This window comes from Candidatus Rokuibacteriota bacterium, from assembly GCA_030647435.1.
GTDB lineage: Bacteria > Methylomirabilota > Methylomirabilia > Rokubacteriales > CSP1-6 > AR37.
Genome location: JAUSJX010000065.1, coordinates 29,647 through 45,616, shown reverse-complemented (window position 1 = coordinate 45,616; position 15,970 = coordinate 29,647). Strand labels below are relative to the sequence as shown.

Below are 15,970 nucleotides of genomic sequence, written 5' to 3'. Positions count from 1 at the left end.
AGCAGCTGCCTTGGGCGGGGGCGCTTCGAGCAGTCAGCGATCGCCCGTGGACGAGGACGATCTCCCCGCTGATCGGCAGGCCTAGATGTGAAATCTCACGAGATTGTCCCCGGTGATGAGACGCCCGACTTTGCCCATCGAGGAACCTCCTTCCGGGGTTCTACTCTTCCTCGCCGTACTGGTCTTTGAGCTTGGCCACCACGGCGGGATCGGCCAGCGTGGTCGTGTCGCCGAGCGCCTTGCCCTCGGCAATGTCACGCAGGAGCCGGCGCATGATCTTCCCGCTGCGGGTCTTCGGCAGATCGGAGGCGAAGATGAGGTCGTCGGGGCGCGCCAGCGCGCCGATCTTCTTGGTCACGTGCCCCTTGAGCTCCTCCATCAGCTCCTTCGTGCCCGTCGCGCCGTCCTTGATGGTGACGAAGGCGGCGATGGCCTGCCCCTTGATCTCGTGCGGGCGGCCGATGACGGCGGCCTCGGCCACCAGCGGGTGGTCCACCAGCGCCGACTCGACCTCCATGGTCGAGACGCGGTGGCCCGAGACGTTCATCACATCGTCCACGCGGCCGAGGAGCCAGAAGTAGCCGTCCTCGTCGACCTTGGCGCCATCACCCGTGAAATAGATGCCAGGGTAGCGGCTCCAGTACTGCGCTTGGTAGCGCTCCGGGTCGCGGTAGATGCCGCGGAGCATGCCGGGCCATGGCTTCTTGAGCACGAGGTAGCCGGCCTTGGCGGGTAGGCCCTTGTCGTCGACCACCTCGGCCACGATGCCGGGAAAGGGCCTGGTCGCCGAGCCCGGCTTGAGCGTGGTCAGGCCCGGCAGCGGAGTGATGAGGATCTGCCCGGTCTCCGTCTGCCACCAGGTGTCCACGACGGGGCAGCGGCCACCGCCGATCACCTTCCAGTACCAGACCCAGGCCTCGGGGTTGATGGGCTCACCGACCGAGCCGAGCAGCCGCAGGCTCGACAGGTCGCAGCGACCCGGATACTGGTCGCCCCAGCGCATGAAGGTACGGATGGCCGTCGGCGCCGTGTAGCAGATGGTGATGCCGTGCTTCTCGATGATGCGCCAGAAGCGGTCCTTGTCGGGCGTGTCCGGCGTCCCTTCGTACATGACCGTGGTCGTGCCGTTGGCGAGCGGGCCGTAGACGACGTAGGAGTGGCCCGTGACCCAGCCGATGTCGGCCGTACACCAGAAGACGTCGGTGTCGTGCAGGTCGAAGACCCACTTGGTCGTGGCGTAGACCCCGGTGAGATAGCCTCCGGTGGTGTGCTGGATGCCCTTGGGCTTGCCCGTCGAACCCGAGGTGTAGAGCAAGTAGAGCATGTCCTCGGCATCCATCTTCTCGGGCGCGCAGTAGGCGTCCGCCCCCTTGACGAAGTCCTCCCACCAGACGTCGCGGCCGGCCTGCATGTCGACCGGCTGGCCGGTGCGCTTGAGCACGACCACGGTCCCGACGTCGGGGCACTCCTTGAGTGCCTCGTCGACGTTCTTCTTGAGCGGCACGATGCCGCCGCGCCGCCAGCCGCCGTCCGCCGTGAGCAGCACCGTCGACTGGGCGTCGTGGATCCGCTCGCGGATCGCGTCCGGCGCGAAGCCCCCGAAGATGACGCTGTGAGGGGCACCGATCCGCGTGCAGGCCAGCATGGCGATCGCCGTCTCCGGGACCATGGGCATATAGATGGTGACGCGGTCGCCCCGCTTGACGCCGGCCCGCCTGAGCGCGCTGGCGAAGTGGTTGACCTCGCGGTAGAGATCCCAGTAGGTCAACGTCCGGGTGTCGCCCGGCTCGCCTTCCCAGATAAGGGCGGCCTTGGTGCGCCGGGCAGTGTTAATGTGGCGGTCGAGGCAGTTGTAGGAGACGTTGAGCTTGCCGCCGACGAACCACTTGGCGTAGGGCGCCTTCCACTCGAGCCCCTTCTTCCACGGCTTGAACCAGTCGAGTTCCCGGGCGAACCCTTCCCAGAACTTGACCGGGTTCTTCGCGGCCTGGGCGTAGATCGAGGCGCTCCTGGCGTTGGCCCGCTTGGCGAACTCCTTCGGTGGCGCGAACTTGCGCTTCTCTTTCAGGAGGACCTCGATGGGAGTGCCGCCGCCCGCTGCCTTGGTCGCCATGTTAGACGTGCCTCGCGTGATGGGTGGTGTCGATGATCGGCGCGGCATCGCGCCCGCTATCTTCTAAACCAAGTCCCCGCCGACTTCAAGTGGCGCGCGTCCCGCCGTCGCCGGGCTCCGCGGCTTGGCGACGGAATCCGTAGCGCCCCATCTTGTCGGAGAAGTTCTTCGGGTCCATGTCGGCCTACTTGGCCGCGGCCGGTTCGACGCTCCCTAATCAGGCCGGGGCAAGAAGCGCTTCATGAGGAGGGCCTGGAAGCCGTCCTCGAGCTCCGCGGCGACGGCCTGCGCGACTTCGTCGGGCGAGCCCTGCCGCTCGACCCAGTCGCCCTGGCCCCAGCCCTCGAGGTAGGCGTCGCCCTCCGTCGCGTTTTCCCGCATGGCGAGAGCGTCGATCAGGTCCTGAAACTTCTGCGAGAGCTGGTGACGAGCCGTCCGGTCGGTGTCGGCGGCTTCGACCAGCGACGGGATCTCCTTCCAGTGGACGATGCGGTAGCGGGCCATGTCCGTTGCGGCACATTCTATCGAAACGGCGCGCGATTGCTTGACAAAGGTGTACCCCACCCCTACGCTCTCAGCCGGAGGGCTAGCCATGATCGACGTCAAGACGGCGGACAAGGAGCTGCAGACCTATATCCGCCCGCAGACCTTCCCCGTGGCAATCCGGATGCTCAAGCCCGGCGAGCCCATCCCCGAGCGGGCGAAGCGCCCCGCACGCGACTTCAAGAAGCTCAGCATGGCCTGCCAGGTTATCGACATGTCGCGGCGCTACGGCTGGATGATCGCGCTCACCCGAGAGGACCACATCTGCTCGCTCGGCATCACCGCCATCGGCTTCGACAAGCCGCTGCCCATCTACAACGTCGGCACGCTCTGCGAGGGCATGTACACCGAGACCAAGGAGGCCGGTCAGCGCTCGGAGGCCGCCATCGACAAGTTCGCCCCGGGAGAGTACGAGACGCTGCTCGTCGCGCCGCTCGACCGCGCGACGTTCGAGCCGCATCTGGTGTGCGTCTACGCCAGCCCCGCGCAGGTGATGCGGCTGACCCAGGCGGCATTGTGGAAGCGCGGCGGGCGCCTGCACTCCTCGTTCGAGGGGCGCGCGGTGTGCGCCGACATCATCGTGACGACGATGCAGACGGGCGAGCCTCAGGTCATCCTGCCCTGCTCCGGCGACCGGATCTTCGGCCAGACCCAGGACCACGAGATGGCGTTCGCCATCCCGTGGGCGAAGATGGAGGAGATCGTCGAGGGCCTGCGCGGCACGCATAACGGCGGCATCCGCTACCCGATCACGCAGTTCATGGAGTACGAGGCCAAGCTGCCGCCGCGCTACATGGAGGTCAACCGGCTCTGGGACGCCGAGAAGGGCAAGGTGGCGCTGACCCCGCGCGACCGCGTCGTGGCCGCCTACAAGCGCTCCTTCGCCGACCGCGTGCCGGTCTACCCGATCGTCGCCTCGTTCGCCGGCACCCTCGACGGGCAGTCCATCGAGGAGTACTGCACGAACCCAACCAAGGCCATCACGGCCATGATGAACTACTTCGAGCGCTACCAGCCGGACGTGGTGCTGGCGTACAACGACCTCGCCAAGGAAGCCGAGGCCTTCGGCTGCAAGGTCAAGTACTCCGACTACGTCGTGCCGTCGATCGAAGGGCACGTGCTCGAGAACAAGGCCAACCTGGCGAAGCTGAAAATGCCGGACCCGTACGGCGCGGCGAGGCTGCCGGGCTTCCTCGAGCAGTGCGAGGCGCTCGTCAAGGCCGCGCCCCCCGCCGCCATGGGCGCCGTCGCGGTCGGCCCATGGACCATCGCCATGCTGCTGCGCAACCCGGAGATGATGCTGCTCGACACCTTCGAGGACCCGCAGTTCATCCACGACCTGATGCGCGTCACGACCGATTTCTGCAAGACCTGGGGCGACGCCATCGTCAAGACCAAGATCGGCCTCAGCTTCTCGGAGCCCACAGCGTCCATCAGCCTGGTGTCGCCCGACAACTATCGCGAGTTCATCGCCCCGTACCACAAGGATCTCGTGGACCACTTCAAGGCCAAGAAGGTCGGGCTCACGACGCACATCTGCGGCACGACCTACCCGATCTACGAAGACATCATCGGCTGCGGCTTCACGACGGTCTCGTTCGACCTCGACCAGCAGGGCGACCCGAAGCTGTACGTGGACCAGCTGCAGCGCTTCATGGAGGTCGCCAAGGGACGCGCCGTCGGCATCGGCAACGTGGACGCGACCAAGTTCGAGAAGACGACCAAGGCGGAGATGGAGGCGGACGTGCGCCGCTGCATCGACACGGCGGCGAAGCACTCGGGCTTCATCCTGTCGACCTCGTGCGAGATCCCACCGCGCTCGAACCCGGAGATCGTGAAGTGGTTCATGGACGCGGCGCACGACTACGGCCGCTACGAGCGGGTCCTGGGGTAGCAGGCCGCCGATAAGGGCCCAGCGGCGTCGTTGGCGCGGTCGCTCTCCGGGTAACGTACGTGGAGGTTCGAGCTGAGGGCGCAGCCCCGAGGCGAGGGCTGAGACAGACATACGCCTCGCTCGTCGCCTCCCTCGCCGCCTCGCATCTGGACCCTTCTCGCCGGCCTGCGCGCCCCAACCATGAGGGCACCGGGGGGTGCAGACACACGAAGGGCGCGGGGGCAACTGCCCTCGCGCCCTTGGCGCCTAAGCTCGAGATCCAGCTACCACTTGAAGGGCTTCTTGGAGGGCGGGACGCCGTACGCGCCCCGGTCGCCGCCCCCGAACCCGCCGCCGCGACCACCGCCGCCCGGGCGTCCACCCGGCCGGCCGCCGCCCCGCGGGCCGCCGCCGCCTGAGCCGGGCGCCTTCGGGGTCGAGAGATTGACGGTCAGCTTGCGGCCGTCGAGGTCCTTGCCGTTGAGCTCCGAGATGGCGCGCTGGGCCTCCTCAGCCGTTGTCATCTCGACGAAGCCGAAACCGCGCGACTGGCCGGAGAACTTGTCGGTGATCACCGCCGCGGATTCCACGGTGCCGCACTGGGCGAAGTACTCACGCAGCGTCTCGCTCGTCGTGGAATACGAGAGCCCCCCTACGTACAGTTTCGAAGCCATCTGGATCTCCTTCAGTCGCTCTTCCGCCTTGATGCACGCCCCAATACTCGGAAGAGCCAATATCGGAGGCGAGGGCGCCGGCCGCGGCGCTATATACCCAGTCTACACCATGCGGGGCCGCGCCGCCGCTACAGCCGACCGGTTACGGCGTCATCCAGGCCGCGAGGGCCGGATCACGGTACGTGTCGTCGACAGGCGCGTGCTTGATCGGCAGCTCCGGCTCCGCAGCTTCCGGAAGCGGGGACGCGATCTCCGCGTGGCGGATGGACTCCCCCGTCGCGACCAGGAGACCGAGCAGGCACAGGCTGAGCCCCAGCGCGATGGTCCAGGCGAGGAACTTCCTGCCGAAGGATTCCATCGCGTCTACCCGCACACGGCCTCGAGGGCGGCGGCCGCCGCCGCGGGGCGCGGCGCCACCACACGGGCGGGCCGCTCGGCCTTCGCGACGAGGTCGAGCACATCGAAGGGCTCGCGCACCGCGCGAAAGCCGTGGAGCTCGAAGCGGACCTGCTCGTCCATCCCCTGGCCGGCCTCGACCCGCACCACCACCGGCACGCCGGGAGCTACGGTATCGAAGAGCCGCGCGAGCCCGGCCCCCGGCAGATGCACCAGGGCGGAGGACAGGATGATTAGCGACACGGGAGTCTCGAGCAGGTGACGCACTCCCTCGCAGAAGGTATCGGCCATCCGGACCGCGATGCCTTGTTCGAAACATCGCATGCCGACCGACTCGGTCAGCGTCCGGTTCTCATCGATCATCAGCACACGTGTCATGGCATTCCTTTCCCGTTAAAGTTAAGAGCACTGGAATGACAGCAAAGGTGATGCCACATGGGGCGGAAGCGCACAAATGCGAGTGAGCGCGAGGCTTTAGCGTGAGCCGGGCCTCACGGACCTGCCGAGGAGCGTGACGGGATCGGGCGCGGTACCCGACAAGAATCGTCCCCTGCCCGAACGGCTTCAGCCCTGCGACTTCAGCTGATCCGGGGAGATCCCGTAGGTGAGGAGCTTGCGGTAGAGGGTCTTGGGATCGATGCCGAGGAGCGCCGCGGCCTTGGCGCGGTGCCCGCCGACCCGGCGGAGCGTGGCGATGATGTGCTGGCGTTCCATTTCCTCGAGGCTGCCGCCTTCCGCCGCACGATCCGTCGGACCGCCGCGGCCCGCCAAGAGCTCTGCGGGCAGGTCCTCAGGCTCGATCTCGTCGCCCTTCCCGAGAATGACGGCGCGCTGGATCGCGTGCTGGAGCTCGCGCACGTTGCCCGGCCAGCCGTACACCTCCATGCAGCGCAAGGCCGCCGGGGAGAGGCGCTTGCGTCCGTAGGCCGCGTTCTGCTCGAGAAAGTGCGCGGCCAGGAGACCCACGTCCTCGGGCCGCTCGCGCAGCGGTGGCAGGGTCAGGGCGATCGTGTTGATCCGGTAGTAGAGGTCCTGGCGGAACTCGTTGGCGCGGATCGCCTCCGCGAGATCGCGGTTGGTCGCGGCGACGAGCCGCATGTCCACGCTGCGCCGCCGCGTGCCGCCCACGCGAAAGAAGGCGTGCGACTCGAGGACCCGCAGGAGCTTGACCTGGCTGTCGGGTTCCATCTCGCCGATCTCGTCGAGAAAGAGCGTCCCGCCGTCCGCCAGCTCGATGAGCCCCGGCTTGAAGCTGACCGCGCCCGTGAACGCGCCCTTCTCGTGGCCGAACAGCTCGCTCTCCAGCACCTCGCGCGGCAGCGCGCCGCAATGGATCGGCACGAAAGCCTGCGTCGCCCGCGGCGACCGTTCGTGGATGGCGCGCGCGATCAGCTCCTTGCCCGTGCCGCTCTCGCCCAGGACCAGAACGGAAGAGTCCGTCGGCGCGACCCGGTCCACGAGGCGCAGCACCTCCTGCATGGTGGGGCTCGCCGTCACGATGCCGACCGACGTGGCGACACCCTCGGGGTCGAGCTGGGCCCGGAGCACGGTGTTCTGTCGGATGAGGCGGCCCTTCTCGGCCGCCTTGCGGATCAGGACGTCGAGCTCCTCGATCCGCGCAGGCTTGGTCAGGTAGTCGTAGGCGCCGAGCTTCATCGCCTCGACGGCGTTGGCGACGTCCTGGAAGCCCGTCATGACGATGACCTGCGGCGCCTCGGACATCTCTCCGAGCGCACGCAGCACCTCGATCCCCTCCATCCGCGGCATCCGCATGTCCAGCAGCAGCACGTCGGGCATGTCCTCCCGCAGCCGCTCGAGGGCCGCCCTGCCGTCGGGCACGCCCGCGGCCTCGTGTCCCTTGCGCTCGAGCTCGCGCACGATCAGGTCGCGCAAGTTCTTCTCGTCGTCGGCTACCAGCACGCGAATGGGCGCGCTCACGACGCAGCCCCTGCGCCGATCAACGGCAGAATCACGCGAAAGGTCGCGCCCTGGCCGACGCGAGACTCCGACTCGATGCGCCCGCCGTGGTCGGCGACGATGCCCTGGGCGATCGCGAGCCCGAGCCCGGTCCCCTGCCCGGGCGGCTTCGTGGTGAAGAAGGGGTCGAACACGCGCGGCAGCGCGTCGGCGGAAATGCCCGGTCCCTGGTCGGCGAACACGATCTCGACGTCACCCGTGCCGCGCCGGCGCGTCGTCACCGTCAGCACGCCGCGCCCCTCCATGGCCTCGAGGGCATTGCCGGCGAGCCCGAGGAAGACCTGACGGAGCTGCCCCTCGTTGACGACCACCGCCGGCAGCGCCGGGTCGAGCTCTCGCCTAACCTCCGCCCCGACAAAGCGCGACTGGTGGCCGAGGAGCTCGAGGACCTTGTCCACGAGGACGTTGAGGTCGACCGCCTCGCGCCTCCCGCCCGGCTCGCGCACGAACTGGAGCAGGCTGCCCGTGATCTCCTTGCAGCGGAAGGCCTCCTCCTCGATGAGCAAGAGATAGGACGGGAAGTCCTTGAAACCGTCCTGCTCGGCGAGCCGTGGATCCCGTGCGCGCTCTTTCAGGGCCTCGGCGCAGCCCGCGATGGTCGCCAGCGGGTTGTTGAGCTCGTGGGCCACGCCGGCCGCGAGCCGCCCGGCGGTCGTCAGGCGCTCGGTCAGCAACATCTGCTGCTCGAGGCGCTTCTGGAGCGTCAGGTCCTCGACGAGCACGATCAGGCGCCCGGCGCCTCCGGCCGCCGCGGGCAGCGGCGCCGCCGTCAGCCTGAGCGTCCGGGGCTGCGCCCCGCCCGGCACCTCGCCCTCGAGGTGCCTGACCTCCCGGGCCGCCAGGGCGGCGCGGAGAAAGTCGCCGACGGTCGAGGCCTGAGCAGCCGGCACGAGGTCCACAAACGAGGAGCCCACGCCCGAGGGACCGGCGAAGGCGGCAGCGCCCTCCGGGTTGGCGCGCACGATCCTGAGCTCCGCATCGAGCACGTAGAGGCCGAGCGGAAGCGTCTCCAGCACCACTTCGACGAAGCGCTTCTGCTCGTCCAGCTCCCGGGTGCGGTTCGCGACCATCTCCTCGAGCTGCTCGGAATACGTGCGGACCGAGCTGAAGAGCCGCGCATGCTCGAGCGCCATGGCCGCCTGGTCCGCGAAGGCGGCCACGAGCGACTCTTCCTCCGGCGTGAAATGGTGCACGTCGGTGCGGAGCACGGTCAGCGCGCCGATCGCCTCGTTGCCCACCACCAGCGGAGCGGCCAGCATGGAGCGGAGCGGGCTCGCCTCCACCAGCTGCGGGTAGCGGACGCGCGGATCGTGCTGCAGATCGGCGCTCTGCTGCGGCCGGCGCTCCTTCACGGCCATGCCCGTGATGCCCTCGCCCACTCGGAGCCGGATCCGGCCCACGGTCTCGGGGTCGAGATCGAGGCTCGCCGCCGATGCGAGCTCGCCCGTGGCCGGGTCGAGCGTGAAGAGGCCGCAGGACTGGACGCCGAGCACCTCGCGCGCCTGCTGAAGGATGAGGCGGATGGTCTCGCCGACGTCCAGGCTCTGGTTGACGGCGTGCCCCGCTTCGAGGAGCGCCTGGCGCTCACGGCCGCGGCGCTGGCTCTCCTCGAAGAGGCGCGCGTTCTGGATGGCGATGCCCGCCTGGTCCGCGAAGCCCTCCAGGAGCGCCTGGTGCCTCCGGCGGAAGAAGCCGATGCCCGTCGAAAAGGCCGAGATGACGCCGATCAGCTCGCCGCCCACCCGCATCGGCACGGAGAGCATCGAGCGGATGCCTTCCTTCTCGTCGACGTCGCGCTGCGCCGAGCGCGGGTCGGTGCGGACGTCGTCCACGCGCAGCGCCGCTCCCGACATCGCGGCGCGCCCGATGATCCCCTCGCCCAGAGGCATGGAGAGCCGGCTCCACTCGGGCGTCCTGAAGCCGTGGGCGGCCACGTGCACCACGGCGGTGCGCTCCGCATTGAGGAGGCCGATGCCGCAGCCGGTGCTGCCGATGAGGTCCGCCACGGAGCGGCTGACGGTCTCGAGGAGCGCGCTCAAGTCGAGCCGCGAGGTGATGAGCTGGCTGGTCCGGTTGAGCGCGGCCAGCGCCTCGGCGCGCTCCGCCGTCTCCGCGTGCAGACGCGCGTACTCGACAGCGGAGGCCAGCGGCCGCGCTACCTCGCCCAGCGCCTCGAGGTCGGCGTCCGTGAAGGCGCGGGCCGCGCGGTGGCCGACGTTGAGCGTGCCGATGACCACGCCCTGGGAGACGAGCGGCGCCAGCATGGCCGAGCGGAGCCCGCGACGCGACAACAGCTCACGGCTGGCCGGCGGCACGGCTGGATCGTCGAGGTCGTCCACGCGGCGCGGCGCCCGCTGCTCGAGGACCCACTGGGCGAGCGTGCCCTCGAGCGGAATCCGCTCTGCCCTGGTCTCCGGAACCCCGGCAAGCGGGGACACGGTCACCAGCTGAAACTCTCCGCGCTCGGTGTCGATCAATGTGACCGAGAGCAGGTCGAAGCGGACCAGCCGGCCGAGCGCCCGCGCCACGGCTTCGTAGATCTGCTCGAGCGCGTGCGCGCCGGTGGTCAGCTGGGCCACCTCGTTGATCACGGTCAGTCTGAGCGTGCGCCAGTGCAGCCGCCAGACCTGCTCGAGCGCTACTCCGAACTCGAGCGGAAAAGAGGGCGGCAGCAGGCCGCCGCGAAACCGGCGCCCCAGGAGGAGGAGCGTGCCCAGGGGACGCGCCGGCGGGCCGAGCGGCGCCCGCAGCAGGAGCGGCCGGCCCGGCCCCTTCCACCCCGGCGGCTGCTCGCGCAGCGTTTCGACACGCATCCTCCGCGGCGGCGTGACGTCCAGCTCGCCGAGCCACGCCGCCAGCGCCGAGCCCGGCCGCGCGCCGGCGACGAGGTCTATCGCGGGGCCCTGGCCCCCGGAGAAGGTCAGGCGGCCGGCGGAGGCGCCGGTGAGCCTGACGAGGCGCTTGATCCCGCGGGCGACGCCGATCTCCGGCGAGGAGGCGCGGCCGAGAGTGGCCAGGAGATCGGGGAAGAGACGGCCGATCTTCATCGCGGCCCGATCCTACCCCATCGCGGGCCGGAGCACGCGCCCGGGAAGATTCCCGGTATGCTCGCCGCCTCGCACGACGGCGCGGCCGTTGACGATCACGTGCTCGATGCCGGCGGCGTAACGGTGCGGGTCCTCATACGTCGCGAGATCGGCGACGCGCCCTGGCGAGAAGGCGACGACGTCGGCCTTGGCGCAGGGCCGGATGACGCCGCGATCCTTCAAGCCGAGCCGCGCCGCAGGCATCCCCGTCATCTTGTGGATGGCGGCGGGCAGGGTCAGCACGCCCTCGTCGCGGGCGTAGCGGCCGAGCACGCGCGGAAACGTCCCGTAGCTGCGCGGATGGGGCTTGCCCTCGGAGAGCGGCCCAGTCGCCGCCAGCGACGAGCCGTCGGAGCCGATCATCACGTGGGGGTGGACGAGTGCCTTCCGGAGGTCCGCCTCGTCGAGCTGGAAGAGGATGACGTAGCCCTTCCCCTTCTCGGCCTCGATGATGTCGAAGGCGCACTCGACCGGGTCCTTGCCCCAGCGCCTGCCGATCTCGTCGAGACGCAGCCCCTGGACCTCGGGCTTCGACGGCGCATACGCGATCATGATGTCGCCCCAGCCGACGCCGCGCGCCAGGACCGCGCCGTGCGCCATCTCGTCGCGGATCCGCGCGCGCGCCGCCGGGTCGCGGAGACGGCCCAGCATCGCCCCGATACCGCCCTCGAGCGCCGAGTCCGGCAGGAGAGTCCGGATCGTCGTGCTCGAGGCCGTGTACGGGTAGACATCGGCCATAACGTCGAGCCCTCTCGCGCGCGCGGCGTCGATCAGGGCGAGGGCGTCCTTCACCCTGCCCCAGTGGGGCCGGCCCGCCGTCTTGATGTGGCTCACCTGCACCGGCAAGCCGCCCTCTTCACCGACGCGGATGGCCTCGGCGACCGAGTCGAGGAGCGTCGCGCCTTCGCCGCGGATGTGGCTCGCGTAGAAGCCCCCGCGCGCGGCGCCGCGCGCGATCTCGACGATCTCCGGCGTCTCCGAATAGGAGCCAGGAGCGTAGATCAGTCCCGTGGACAGGCCGCAGGCGCCCTCGGCCATGGCCGACTCCATGAGGCTCCGCATCCGGGCGAGCTCCTTCGCCGAGGGCGCTCGCCGGGCGAAGCCCATGACCGCGAGCCTCAGCGTGCCGTGGCCGATGAGCTGCGCCACGTTGAGGGCAAGCCCGTCGTCCTCGTAGCGGCGGAGGTAGTCCTTGACCGAGCGCCAGGAGAAGTCCATGCCGGGCCCAACGTAGAGCGCGAAACCCTGCATGTCCTCCCTGAACTCGTCGGACACGGGCGCGGGCGAGAAGCCGCAGTTGCCGACGACCTCCGTCGTCACGCCCTGGCGGATCTTGGACTCGGCGCGGCGGTTGGCGAAGAGTCGCCAATCCGAGTGGGAGTGCATGTCGATGAAGCCCGGCGCGACTATCAGCTCCGCCGCGTCCACGGTCTCTCCCGCGGGCTCGCGCGAGAGATCGCCGACCGCCGTGATGCTGTCTCCCGTGACACCGACATCGGCCCGCACCGCGGGCGCGCCCGTGCCGTCCAGCACCTGCCCGCCCGAGATCTTGAGGTCAAGCACGCGGGATCTCTTTGAAGCCGATGACCCGCTCGCACCAGACCGCCGCGGCCAGCAGCCGCGCCTCGCACCACGGCGCCCCGCTCAGTTGGACCGCGAACGGCAGCCCGTCGGGTGCGAGCCCGGTGGGCAGCGAGATCGACGGCATGCCGGCGAAGCTCCACGGCGCGCAGTAGTACGGATCGCCCGTGGACTCGAGCCCCTTCGGCGCCGGGCCGGCCGCCGTCGGCGAGACGAGCGCGTCGTAGCGCGCCGCGACCGCGCCCATGTCTTTGCTGAACGCGCGCCGGTGGGCCTGGGCGGCGATGTAGTCCACGGCGGCGATGCCGTGACCGGCCTTGACGGCCTCGCCGATGTGCTTCGGGTACTCGGCCGAATGCCGCACGTAGAGGTCGCGGTGGAAGGCGGCCGCCTCGGCGCGCGAGACGGTGTCTCCCGCCGCATGAAGACCCTCGAACGAAGCCGCGAGTGGAGCCTCCTCGACCTGCGCGCCCGCCGCGCGGAGCGTCTCGAGAATCGCCTCGATCTGCGCCGCGTTGGCGGGCTCGGCGCGCCCGATCAGCGGCCGCAGCACCCCGATCCGCGGAGCCGCCGGCGCCGCCAGCGCGGCGAGGTAATCCTCCACGGGCATCGCCGCCGAGAAAGGGTCCGCGGGATCGTGACCGGCCATGACCGTGAGCGCCAGCGCCGCGTCCTCGACGGAGCGGCAGAGCACGCCCACGTGGTCCAGGCTCCACGCCAGCGGCGTCACGCCGACCGCGCTGATGCGCCCGTGAGTCGGCTTGAAGCCGACCGCGCCGCAGTAGGCGGCCGGGCGCAGCACCGAGCCGACGGTCTGCGTGCCGAGCGCCAGCGGCACCATGCGCGAGCCGACCGCCGCGCCCGAGCCGCTCGACGAGCCGCCCGGCGTATGGCCGGGATTCCACGGGTTGCATGTCGCTGTCGGGTCGCGGAGCGCGAACGGCGTCGTCGTGACCTTGCCCAGGATGACGGCTCCCGCGGCCCGCAACCGCGCGACGGACACCGCGTCCACGGTCGGACGGCGGTGCCCCCAGGCCCCCACCCCGGACGTGGTCACGAGCCCGGCGGCGTCGTAGATGTCCTTGAGCGCGACGGGCACGCCGTGGAGCGGTCCCATGAATCGTCCCTCGCGCGCCTCGATGTCCCGCTGGACGGCGACGCGGGAGGCAGCATCGCGGTCGAGGTACACCCAGGCCTTGAGGACGGGCTCGACCGCGTCAATTCGCTTAAGACAGGAGGCCAATAAGTTGGAGGGCGACAGCGCGCCAGCACGGATGCGGCGGGCGGCCTCGGCTGCGGTGACGTCGTGGAGATCGGCCATCGGAGTCCCCCGGGAAGACTACTGGAGCGCGTCGAGCACTTCCGCGACAACCTCGAAGCGGCCGAACGAGGGCATGAGATACACGCCGGCATAGTGGCCGCGGATCTGCCGGACCAGCGCCTGGGCCGTCTCGATCCCCGCGCGCAGGCCGCGGTCACCCGCGTCCTTCATGCGCGTGCGCACGGCGTCGGGGACGGTGATGCCGGGCACCTCGTTGTGGAGGAACTCGGCGTGGCGGGACGAGTGCAGCGGCAGCACGCCGACGACGACCGGGATGGGTGAGCGGGTGCGCGCGAAGAAGCGCTCCAGCACCTCGAGGTCGTAGACCGGCTGGGTCTGGCACCAGCGCGCGCCCGCCTCCGCCTTGGCGAGGAGGCGCTCCATCTCGCGCCCGGGATCGGCCGCCGCGGGGTCGAGCGCCGCGCCCACGCAGAAGGCCGTCGGCTCGCCGACGGAGTTGCCGGTGGCGTCGCGCCCTTCGTTCATACCCTTCAAAATGCGGATGAGCCCGATGGCGTCCACGTCGAACACGGCGGTGGCATCGACGTAGTCGCCCGTGCGGGGCGGGTCGCCCGTCATCGCCAGGATGTTGCGGACCTCCAGCGCGTGGGCGCCGAGCACGTCGGCCTGGATACCCATGAGGTTCCGGTCGCGGCAGGTGAAGTGCATGTTGATGTCGAGCCCCGTCGCCTCGCGGACCAGGATGGCCGTGGGCAGCACCGACATGCGCACCCGTCCGAGCGAGCCGTCGTTGATGTCCACGATCTCGACGCCCCGCTCCTTGAGGAGCTTGGCGCCCTGGACGAGCTTCTCGATGTTGTGGCCGCGCGGCGGATCCAGCTCGACGGTGACCAGGAACTCGCGCGCCGCGAGCTTGCGCTGGAGCAAGGTCGGCGCCGCGGTTGTCGGCAGTGTCGGCGCCGGGCTCGCCTCGACGCGCGCGCGCCGAGGCTCGGCCGCCTTCCCGGCGCCGGAGCGCGGCACGTGACGGTCCACTACCTCGCGCATGGCGCGGATGTGGTCGGCCGTGGTGCCGCAGCAGCCGCCGACGAGGCGGGCGCCCGCCCCGATCATCCGCGCCGCGTACTCGGCCATGTATGCCGGCGACGAGATGTAGATCAGACGATCGCCCACGCGGCTCGGCAGACCGGCGTTCGGCTGGATGATCACCGGCAGGCCGGCGGCCTCGGGCAGCATCTGCTCCAGGACGTCGTAGAGCGTGCTCGAGCCGACGGAGCAGTTGGCGCCGAGCCCCTGGATGGGCAGCGCGCGGAGCGTCCTCGCCACCTCGACCGGCGTGTGGCCGAGAAAGGTCACGTGGTCCTGGGTGAAGGCGACCGAGGCGATGACCGGCAGATCGGTGACGGCGCGGATCGCCTCCACGGCCAGCCGCAGCTCGACGAGATCCGAGAAGGTCTCGACGACAAAGGCGTCCACCCCGCCTTCGAGCAGCCCCTCGGCCTGCTCGAGGAATGCCGCGCGCGCCTCCTCTTGCGTGACCGACCCGAGCGGGGCCAGGTACTTGCCGAGCGGGCCCATCGAACCCAGCACGAAGACGTCTCGCCCCATGGTCTCGCGCACGTCGCGCGCCAACTTGGCGCCGCGGAGGTTGACCTCGCGCACCGCCGCCGACAGGCCGTGTACCCCGAGCTTGAAGCGGTTGGCGCCGAACGTGTTCGTCTCGATCCAGTCGGAGCCGGCCTGGATGTACTCGGCGTGGATGCCCTGGACGATCTTGGGCTCGTTGACGTTGAGCACGTCGAAGCACGCGTCGAGCGGCACGCCGCGGGCGTAGAGCATCGTGCCCATGGCGCCGTCGCCCAGGAGCGGCCGCTCGCTGAGGCGCTCGAGGAAGGGCGCGGGCATCAGACCGCCTGCCTCTGACGCTCCGCCAGCGCCGCGGCCACTCGCGCCGCGACCTGGCCGGGGTTGAGCTCCGTCGTGTCCACCGCGAGGTCCGCCTTGGCATAGAAGGGCTTGCGCGCCGCGTAGAGGGCCTCGGCCTGTTCGCGCGTCTTGCCGCTGAGCATCGGGCGGTCGCCGCCACGCAGGGCGCGCTCGTACAGCGCCCCGAAGTCGCCCGAGAGCCACACCACGGTGCCGATGGCGCGAAGCGCTTCGGCGCGACCGGCTCCGCACGGCAGCCCGCCGCCCGTGGCGATGACGTCGCCCCGCTTGAGAGCGAGCAGTCGAACCGCCTCGTCCTCGAGCGCGCGGAAGCGCGCCTCTCCCTTCTCGGCGAAGATCTCCGGGATGGGCCGGCCCTCCGTGGCGGTAATCATCTCGTCCGTCTCGACGAAGCAGCGCCCGAGCCGCGCGGCCAGGATGCGTCCGACCGACGACTTGCCCGCCCCCATGAAGCCCACGAGGATCACGTTGTCCACCATCTCACCGGCCATCGTATCA

Annotated in this window: 12 protein-coding genes; 1 reads left to right on the top strand and 11 read right to left on the bottom strand. The window is 70.1% G+C overall.

Annotated elements, in window-relative coordinates:
• Positions 1 to 160: 160 nt before the first annotated feature.
• Entirely contained in the window at positions 161 to 2,113 is a 1,953-nt protein-coding gene (gene acs, locus Q7W02_11960; GenBank protein ID MDO8476880.1) for an acetate--CoA ligase, read from the bottom strand.
• Positions 2,114 to 2,326: 213 nt separating this feature from the next.
• Positions 2,327 to 2,617: a virulence factor gene (locus Q7W02_11955; protein MDO8476879.1), complete on the bottom strand. Its 291-nt coding sequence runs from the start codon at positions 2,615 to 2,617 to the stop codon at positions 2,327 to 2,329.
• An 88-nt stretch (positions 2,618 to 2,705) separates the two neighbouring features.
• On the opposite strand from Q7W02_11955, the gene Q7W02_11950 reads away from it, so the two are divergent.
• Positions 2,706 to 4,550, top strand: coding sequence for a uroporphyrinogen decarboxylase family protein (locus Q7W02_11950; GenBank protein ID MDO8476878.1), 1,845 nt, complete (start codon positions 2,706 to 2,708; stop codon positions 4,548 to 4,550).
• A gap of 263 nt (positions 4,551 to 4,813) precedes the next feature.
• Here Q7W02_11950 and Q7W02_11945 read toward each other — a convergent pair whose 3' ends face one another.
• The 9 genes from Q7W02_11945 to Q7W02_11905 form a co-directional block, all read right to left on the bottom strand.
• A complete protein-coding gene (locus Q7W02_11945; protein MDO8476877.1) occupies positions 4,814 to 5,203 on the bottom strand; it encodes an RNA-binding protein in 390 nt (129 codons plus the stop codon).
• 142 nt (positions 5,204 to 5,345) lie between these two features.
• Complete coding sequence (locus Q7W02_11940; protein MDO8476876.1) at positions 5,346 to 5,561, bottom strand: hypothetical protein; 216 nt, start codon at positions 5,559 to 5,561, stop codon at positions 5,346 to 5,348.
• Positions 5,562 to 5,566: 5 nt separating this feature from the next.
• Complete coding sequence (locus Q7W02_11935; GenBank protein ID MDO8476875.1) at positions 5,567 to 5,977, bottom strand: hypothetical protein; 411 nt, start codon at positions 5,975 to 5,977, stop codon at positions 5,567 to 5,569.
• A 186-nt stretch (positions 5,978 to 6,163) separates the two neighbouring features.
• Positions 6,164 to 7,537 carry a sigma-54 dependent transcriptional regulator gene (locus tag Q7W02_11930; protein ID MDO8476874.1) on the bottom strand — a complete coding sequence of 458 codons (1,374 nt, stop codon included), beginning with the start codon at positions 7,535 to 7,537 and terminating at the stop codon, positions 6,164 to 6,166.
• Entirely contained in the window at positions 7,534 to 10,623 is a 3,090-nt protein-coding gene (locus Q7W02_11925) for a GAF domain-containing protein (protein ID MDO8476873.1), read from the bottom strand. The genes Q7W02_11930 and Q7W02_11925 overlap by 4 nt, the downstream gene beginning before the upstream one ends.
• A gap of 12 nt (positions 10,624 to 10,635) precedes the next feature.
• Positions 10,636 to 12,225, bottom strand: a complete 1,590-nt coding sequence (locus Q7W02_11920) for a D-aminoacylase (protein MDO8476872.1) — start codon at positions 12,223 to 12,225, stop codon at positions 10,636 to 10,638.
• On the bottom strand, positions 12,218 to 13,564 hold the full coding sequence (locus Q7W02_11915; GenBank protein ID MDO8476871.1) for an amidase: 1,347 nt from the start codon (positions 13,562 to 13,564) through the stop codon (positions 12,218 to 12,220). Before Q7W02_11915 ends, Q7W02_11920 begins: the two co-directional genes overlap by 8 nt.
• Positions 13,565 to 13,582: 18 nt before the next feature.
• Positions 13,583 to 15,430 carry a bifunctional homocysteine S-methyltransferase/methylenetetrahydrofolate reductase gene (locus tag Q7W02_11910; protein ID MDO8476870.1) on the bottom strand — a complete coding sequence of 616 codons (1,848 nt, stop codon included), beginning with the start codon at positions 15,428 to 15,430 and terminating at the stop codon, positions 13,583 to 13,585.
• Positions 15,430 to 15,963, bottom strand: a complete 534-nt coding sequence (locus tag Q7W02_11905) for a shikimate kinase (protein ID MDO8476869.1) — start codon at positions 15,961 to 15,963, stop codon at positions 15,430 to 15,432. Before Q7W02_11905 ends, Q7W02_11910 begins: the two co-directional genes overlap by 1 nt.
• Positions 15,964 to 15,970: the final 7 nt, after the last annotated feature.